Origin of the sequence: Hymenobacter aerophilus DSM 13606 (genome assembly GCF_000382225.1) — a bacterium.
Lineage (GTDB): Bacteria > Bacteroidota > Bacteroidia > Cytophagales > Hymenobacteraceae > Hymenobacter > Hymenobacter aerophilus.
Window position 1 is genome coordinate 1 of the sequence record NZ_KB907851.1, and the last position, 6,515, is coordinate 6,515.

Here is a 6,515-nt window from a genome sequence, read left to right on the forward strand (position 1 = left end):
GTATCAATGGTCAGGCCCTGCGCTACACCGACGTCGTGGCACTCGAACAGGCCGTGCAGCAGCAACTCACCGCCTACGGTGGCAAGCCCGACCACTGCGGCGGCGCTAAAAGCTGCCCAGAGCAGGGTCCGCACATCCTGCGCATGACAGATGCGGAGTTTATACTCTGACCAGCAGCCCGTAATGGTTGAGCCGGCAATCAGAGCCGGAATAAGCTAAGCCCACTGAACTAAGCGCCAAACAAGACCGGAGTGAGCGCACTGCAGAGTTGCGACGAAAGAGCAGGCCTAGGTTAGAAGGAGCGGTTTTTACCTTGGTAGCCGGGGAAGCACTGCGGGCCGATAGCCCCGCCGCCGTACTCCAGCACGACGCCCGGCTTATAGATAATGTAGGTGCAGCTGCTGCTGTACTGCCTGCTCAAACTGTCGCTCATGGGCTGGGCGAAGATGTTGTAGGAGAATTTACCCATACCGCTGCGCTTGTAGCCGATATTGCTGGGCTCCCCGCTGGCAATAGAAATACAATCCGCCTCGTCCAGCTTGTCGTAGAGCGTCGTCAGCGTTTGCCGAGTCCAGCCCAGCTGTTGCAGCAAGCTATCCGCTTTGGGCGAGTCCCACTTTACATCCCAGTTGCTACTGTTATAACCGGTGGCCCGCACGTGAAAGATGGCCAGCGTGCGCTGCCCATCGAATTCAATGTTGACCGACTTATCAGCTGGCGTAATAGTGTTGATGTAGGCGTTAAGGGCCCGTAGTTGCGTTGCCCGGGCTTCGTAATTTTCGATGAGGTCCGCTTGGGTGTAAGTAGGATCGAATGCCCCGAACGCGGCGGCTACGGCTACCATCATAACCCCATAAAACCCCGCCACGCCAACAACGGCTACGCCACTGGCAATCAGTACCCACTTTACTACCTTATTCATTGGTCTGGATATAAACGGCCAATTCGTACTAGCCTTGGGTTTTAATTAGTTGCGTAGTACCTCTTCGGCTAAATCAAAGCAGTGATTTTCTCATCCGGGTTCCGTTTGAGAAAGGGCCGGCGCTACCCTTTCGGGGGCAAAGGAGCTGTCAGCACTTGCCCCGTCCGAATTAGCGTGGTAACGACCGGGCTGCCCAGCGCCAGCAGCGTAAGCAATCCGATGTCGGGCTGCAGCTTCAGCAGGCTCAGGAACGGAACCTTGGCAATGGTTGGAAACAAGAATACGATTCCTAGAAAACAACCGATGGCCACGGCCAGGCTTCTGACTGCTTTGCCCTTGCTGAGTGCTTTGCCCGCGGTGGCCGCCGGGTGCGCCCGCCCGTGGCGCAGCAGGCGCGCAAGCTGGTAAACGAGCCGTCCCGCCAAAAGTACCGCCAGCACCGCTACCAGCCACCGCCCATACCATTCGGTTACGGAAGCCGGGGGAGGGTCTGCGCCGGTGACGATGCTTAAGATGCCCTCTACCACGCTTTCGGAAAAGCCGAGGGAATTGGAGTTGGTCAGTACCGCAACGCCCAGGTTGTCATCGGGCAAAATGAAAATGGCCGAATACGAAGTCGCCGTTGAGCCCAGGTGCTGCAACAGCCGCTTGCCGTTGTAGCTGCCCTGGTTCCAGCCCATGGCGTACCCGGTCTTGCCGTTCGTCCACGGCGTGTGCATGGCCGCTACCAGGGCACTGTCCAGCACGCGCCGGGTGCCCACGGTGCCCTTGGTTAGGTTGGCCTGCAGGTAGTTTCCCATGTCCGCCGCAGAGCTGCAGATAAAGCCGGCCGGCACGGCGCTCAGCGCATAGTCGGCCTGGGAGCTCTTCACCGGAAACGGCCCCCAGTATTGGTACTGCGCAACAACCCGGGCTTCGTTCTGCTCCGCCGTCCCACTAAACGTATGGGCCATGCCCAGCGGAGCAAACACCTGCTCCTGCATGTATTGCCGAAACGTCCGGCCGCTTATTTTTTCGATAAGCAGCCCCAACAGGGCGTAGTTCAGGTTGGAGTATTCGTGCTTCTGGCCGGGCTCCGATGCGGTTGCCAACCGGAAGCCGGTGCGTTCCAGTTCCCATAGCGGCGGCAGGGCGCTAAAGCCCGCCCTTTTGGTAATGCCGCTGGTATGGTTCAGCAGGTGGCGAACGGTGAGCGGGGTACTACTGCCGGTGACGTGAAGTGTAGGCAGAAGCGTCGTTACCGGTTGGTCGAGCGTCAACCGCCCTTCTTCAACCAGCCTCAGCACGCCGAAGGCGGTCAAGGACTTGCTCACCGAGCCCAGGTAATACGGGGTTTGCGGGCTGGTTGCTTCGCCGATTGAGTTGGTATAAAGCACGGAGTCGCGGCTGACAACGATGACCTCCATGTTGGGCACGTTGAATTTTGGCAAATCCCGCAGCAGGTACGCATCCACGCGTTGCTTGATTCCCTGCCCATGCAGCAGCAGCGGCAACAGTAGGAGGCACAGGCAAGTGGTGAAAAAGAGCTTCATGGTACCATGACAACCGTTACGCGCATGATGGGTAAAGGCACCTGCCGGCCCCGTAAGGTGGCTGCTGGGCCAAACTAAATAACGAAACTTGTGTCGACATCCGGCAGTAGCGCCATGCTGCGGGTAGTGGCCTTGGTTGATAATTGGCTTCGAAAATTAACCGGATGGGGCTGCCTGCGGCTCCCAGTGGGAGGCGAAGGGGGCGTCCATGTCAAAGCGGAGCGAGTCTTTGAGGGTATCATCCGAAAAGTCAAACTCGCCGTGCAGGTTGACCCCCAGCTTAAAATGACTTGCCCGCCGCGCCGGCGGCCCTACCGCCGCCGGCGCGGCGCTAAAATGCTCCCATTCGACCAGGAAGGATAGCAAATAGTGAACAGATGACGCTTACCGAACAGCAAACGCGCTAGTTCACCTCTCACACCATATTAAACGCTTGGGCGTAGTGAAGCAGCTCGTAGGTGCTTTTGGGCTTGAGCTTGGCGTTGATATTGCGGCGGTGGGTCAGGACTGTATTGGGAGAAATGGCTAGCTGCCGGGCAATGGCAGTGGAGGTGTAGCCGAGCGCTAGCAGGCGCAGCACGCCTCTTTCGCGGGGCGTGAGTTGGCGGAAGAGCGCTTGTTGCTGGCGCAGAAACAGGCTTTCTTCCAGCAAATGCACGACCTGCGGGTTGAGACCAGTGAGCGGGCCGAGGCTGCTGGAGAAGGTGAGCGAGAGCAGGGGTTGGCCGACTTCATCGGGCAGTAGCACGCCCACGGTGCTCAGATGCCAGGACCAGGGCTGGTCGGCCGCGGCCCGCAGCCGCTGCAATAGCGGGGCCGACGCGCCTGTGGACGTACTCACATCCCGCAAGCAGCGCACGTAGGCGGCAGCGTCTTCTGGGTCAAAGTACTGCTGATAATAAGCGCGGCCCAACGCTCGCAGCGTGGGCAGTGTGGTCCGCAGCAGGCGCAGCCCCGGCGCAGACATATACCACACCCCCAGCGTGCGCAGGTCGTGCACGCTCACAATGCCGGGAAACAGGTCGGCTACCGCCGCGACACCGGCAATGCTACGCTCAATGCGCTGTTCTACCTTCATCAAATGCGAGCCGAAGCGCTAGGCAACTGCAAGTACTTTAAATATAACTATTTACAACGTAATGTTCAATTTAGCAGAATAAAACTCGCATAGTACAGTTGTGTTTATAATTTTAATATGCCTATATTACATATAAATATGCCTAGTAAAGAGTATGGCGTCAGGCGTTGGCAGGAGGTAGCTTTGGCCTCATTCTTTCAATCAAAACCCCTACGCTATGGAAACGAAACATCGAGTAACCCAGCAGAGCAGCCGGTCGGGCTACCTGCCCACTAATGGCAACGGAAATGGCTACGCCCCCGTCGCGTCGTACGACGACGAGACAGGCACGGCGGAGGAGGTAGTCGAGGAAGTAGCCGGCGCCAGTGAGGCCAGCGAGGCCACAGACTATGGCGCAGGCGCAACAGCGGAAGCCACCACCGTGGACGACGCCACCGGCCACCGCCCCATCAGCAGCCCTGTTTCCCGCTCGACCAGCGCCAGCGGCGAAAACGGTATGTCCGACGAGTCGGCCGCGGAAACCGACACCGAATCGACCTACGAGAGCGTAGAGGGTTGGCAAGAAAGCCAGTCCACGGAGGCGGACGCCGAAACCGAGCCGGTTATCGAAGCCTCCTACGCCGATGTAGAATCGACCGGGAACGAGGAGTTCTTCGGGATATTAGCGGGCATTCTGCTGCCGCTGGCCAAGGCCGTGCTGCCCACGCTGGCGGGCGCGGCCGTGAAGCAGGGCGGCAAACTGGTGAAGAGCATCGTGCGGGGTAAAAAGCCCCGGCTCAGCCCTGCCATCTTGCAGATGCTCCGGCAGCAAGGCGTCAACCCACTCATCATCAAGCAGCTGGAGTTAGGGGAGGAGTCGGACGGGGAGGCTATGGACAGCGAGTCCGACGCCACCGACGAAACGTCAGTGGAGGCCTTGGCTCAGCAGATTGAGGCCCTGGAAGTTGTTATCGGCGCCGACGACCGGGTGCAGGTGCAAAATACCACGGCCGTGCCCTGGAAGCGCATCTGCCACCTGCGCATTCAGGCCGCCAACGGTAAGCTCTACCTGGGTACGGGCTTCTTCATCGGGCCGCGCACGATTCTCACGGCCGGGCACTGCGTCTACATCCACGGGCAGGGCGGTTGGCCCCGGCAGATTGTGGTGACGCCCGGCCGCAACGCCGCGAGTACGCCCTTCAACCCCATCACGGCTACTGCCTTCCGGTCGGTGCAGGGGTGGGTGAACGGCAAGTCGCGCAACTACGACTACGGCGTAATTCAACTGCCGAAGAACGCATCGGTGTCGCCCAGCATTGGCTCCTTCGGCTTCGGACAGTTTCCCGACCAGTTTCTGCTGGATAAGCGCCTGAATACAGCCGGCTACCCGGGCGACAAGCCCGCGGGCACCATGTGGTTCAACGGTCGCAAGGCCAAAGCCGTCACCAGCCGTACCATCACCTACGACCTGGATACGGCCGGCGGGCAGAGCGGCTCGCCCGTCTGGTTCAAGGATCCAGCCGGACGGCGGGTGGTCGTGGGCATCCACACCAACGGCGCCAGCTCGGGCAACTCGGCCACGCGCATCACCAAGCCCGTGTTTGATAATCTAAAAAAATGGCGGAACGAGGGCAGCAGCATGGCGTAGGGGCCGGCTTACTGGTTTTTCTGCTTTCACTAAACGGTTGGCTGCAAAAAAAACATGCCAAATAAGCAGTAGCCAACCGTTTAGCGCGGCCGCAAGGCCAGCCGCCCGCCTCATTTACATCCGGGCTTACCCTTATTACGCAACCTATCCACCCTTTTAACCGGGCTGCGGCCCAACCAAGTGCTATGGGAGCTATCAGAGGAATCGTGCGCGACACCCGCGAAAAGGCACTGGCCGACGTAACCCTGGTTATCATGGCCGGCCCACCGCATCCCGACCTCGGAGCCGTGACCGATGCCAGCGGCAAATTCGAGTTCGGCAGCCTCCAACCTGGTCGCTACGTCATCAAGGCGTATGGCCCGGTCGAAAGCGACGATCTACCCGTGCGGGTGCAGGCGCAGCAAACCGCCTACGTGGAAATCTGGCTGGAAGCAGCCCTCCCTACCCCGAAAGAAGATTTCATCGACGGCTCCAACTACGTCGGGGAGGAAAACTATTTCGGGGAGGAAAACTACTTTGGAGAGGAAGGCAGCCAGTGAAAGGTGCGTAAGCTGTTCAGTAATAAGGCCAGCCCGGTTCAGGGCTGGCCTTATTACTGACTCGCGGTGGGCGACGGGTTCAGGAAGCTTTAGCTGTCCACCTGTGCTGTTTCGAGCACTTGAGGGGGTAATGCGCTTTCGGCCTGCTGCACCGGTGGTGTCATTACTACGGGCGGCGAGATTACGAGCTCCCCAAACAGCGCATCCGCGGGCAGCGGCTGCCCGCCGTTGCCGTCCGGAATGAGGTTGAAGAGTTGCAACTCCTCGCCCGGCGTGCTCTGGCCCAGCGCCGTGCTTAGCTGCTCGGGCTGCAGTACGTCGAGCAGGTCGTGCACCAGAATAGTTTGGGTGCTCACGTCCACGTTGTAGAGCTGGTTGAGGGCATTAAGCTGCGCGGCCGCGTCCTGGCTCAGCCGCAGCGCATCGGCCAGCTTCTGGGCGTAGCGCCGGGCCTTGGAATCGGCCGCAGCCCGCAACCGCAGCGCCCGCTTCATGCGGGTGCGGAACTGGCGTTGGTAGGGAGTAGTAACCATGTTTTTAGTATTTAGTAGTGAGTATTGGGTACTGAGTACCCGACTAGTAGGTAGCGGCAAAAGAAGTGAGTAGCGGGCTTTTTGCGGTACCGTTGAACGACACTCACTACTCAATACCCACTACTACTACTACTACTACTACTTTACCCCACGGCCACCACGCTCAGCGCGTTGTAGGCGTTGGAGTTGAGCGGGTAGAACTTGCCGTTCATCTGCTGGAAGAAGTCCACGCCCACGGCCACCACCAGCGACTCGTCGGCCGGGGCCACCAGCGGCAGGCTCAG

At 59.5% G+C, this 6,515-nt stretch carries 6 protein-coding genes; 2 read left to right on the forward strand and 4 right to left on the reverse strand.

Going from position 1 to position 6,515, the window contains the following annotated elements; all coding sequences use genetic code 11:
* Positions 1-292 precede the first annotated feature (292 nt).
* From H145_RS0119045 to H145_RS0119060, 3 genes are all read right to left on the reverse strand, one after another.
* Complete coding sequence (locus tag H145_RS0119045; protein ID WP_019949739.1) at positions 293-922, reverse strand: hypothetical protein; 630 nt, start codon at positions 920-922, stop codon at positions 293-295.
* Positions 923-1,044: 122 nt separating this feature from the next.
* Positions 1,045-2,454 carry a serine hydrolase domain-containing protein gene (locus tag H145_RS0119050; RefSeq protein WP_019949740.1) on the reverse strand — a complete coding sequence of 470 codons (1,410 nt, stop codon included), beginning with the start codon at positions 2,452-2,454 and terminating at the stop codon, positions 1,045-1,047.
* A 415-nt stretch (positions 2,455-2,869) separates the two neighbouring features.
* Complete coding sequence (locus tag H145_RS0119060) at positions 2,870-3,532, reverse strand: LuxR C-terminal-related transcriptional regulator (RefSeq protein WP_019949742.1); 663 nt, start codon at positions 3,530-3,532, stop codon at positions 2,870-2,872.
* A 217-nt stretch (positions 3,533-3,749) separates the two neighbouring features.
* Between H145_RS0119060 and H145_RS23095 the strand changes: the two genes are divergently transcribed.
* Positions 3,750-5,159: a trypsin-like peptidase domain-containing protein gene (locus H145_RS23095; protein ID WP_019949743.1), complete on the forward strand. Its 1,410-nt coding sequence runs from the start codon at positions 3,750-3,752 to the stop codon at positions 5,157-5,159.
* 185 nt (positions 5,160-5,344) lie between these two features.
* Complete coding sequence (locus tag H145_RS0119070) at positions 5,345-5,698, forward strand: carboxypeptidase-like regulatory domain-containing protein (protein ID WP_071595249.1); 354 nt, start codon at positions 5,345-5,347, stop codon at positions 5,696-5,698.
* A gap of 89 nt (positions 5,699-5,787) precedes the next feature.
* Here the strand turns inward: H145_RS0119070 and H145_RS0119075 are convergent, their stop codons facing one another.
* A complete protein-coding gene (locus H145_RS0119075; RefSeq protein WP_019949745.1) occupies positions 5,788-6,231 on the reverse strand; it encodes a hypothetical protein in 444 nt (147 codons plus the stop codon).
* Between the last annotated feature and the right edge of the window lie 284 nt (positions 6,232-6,515).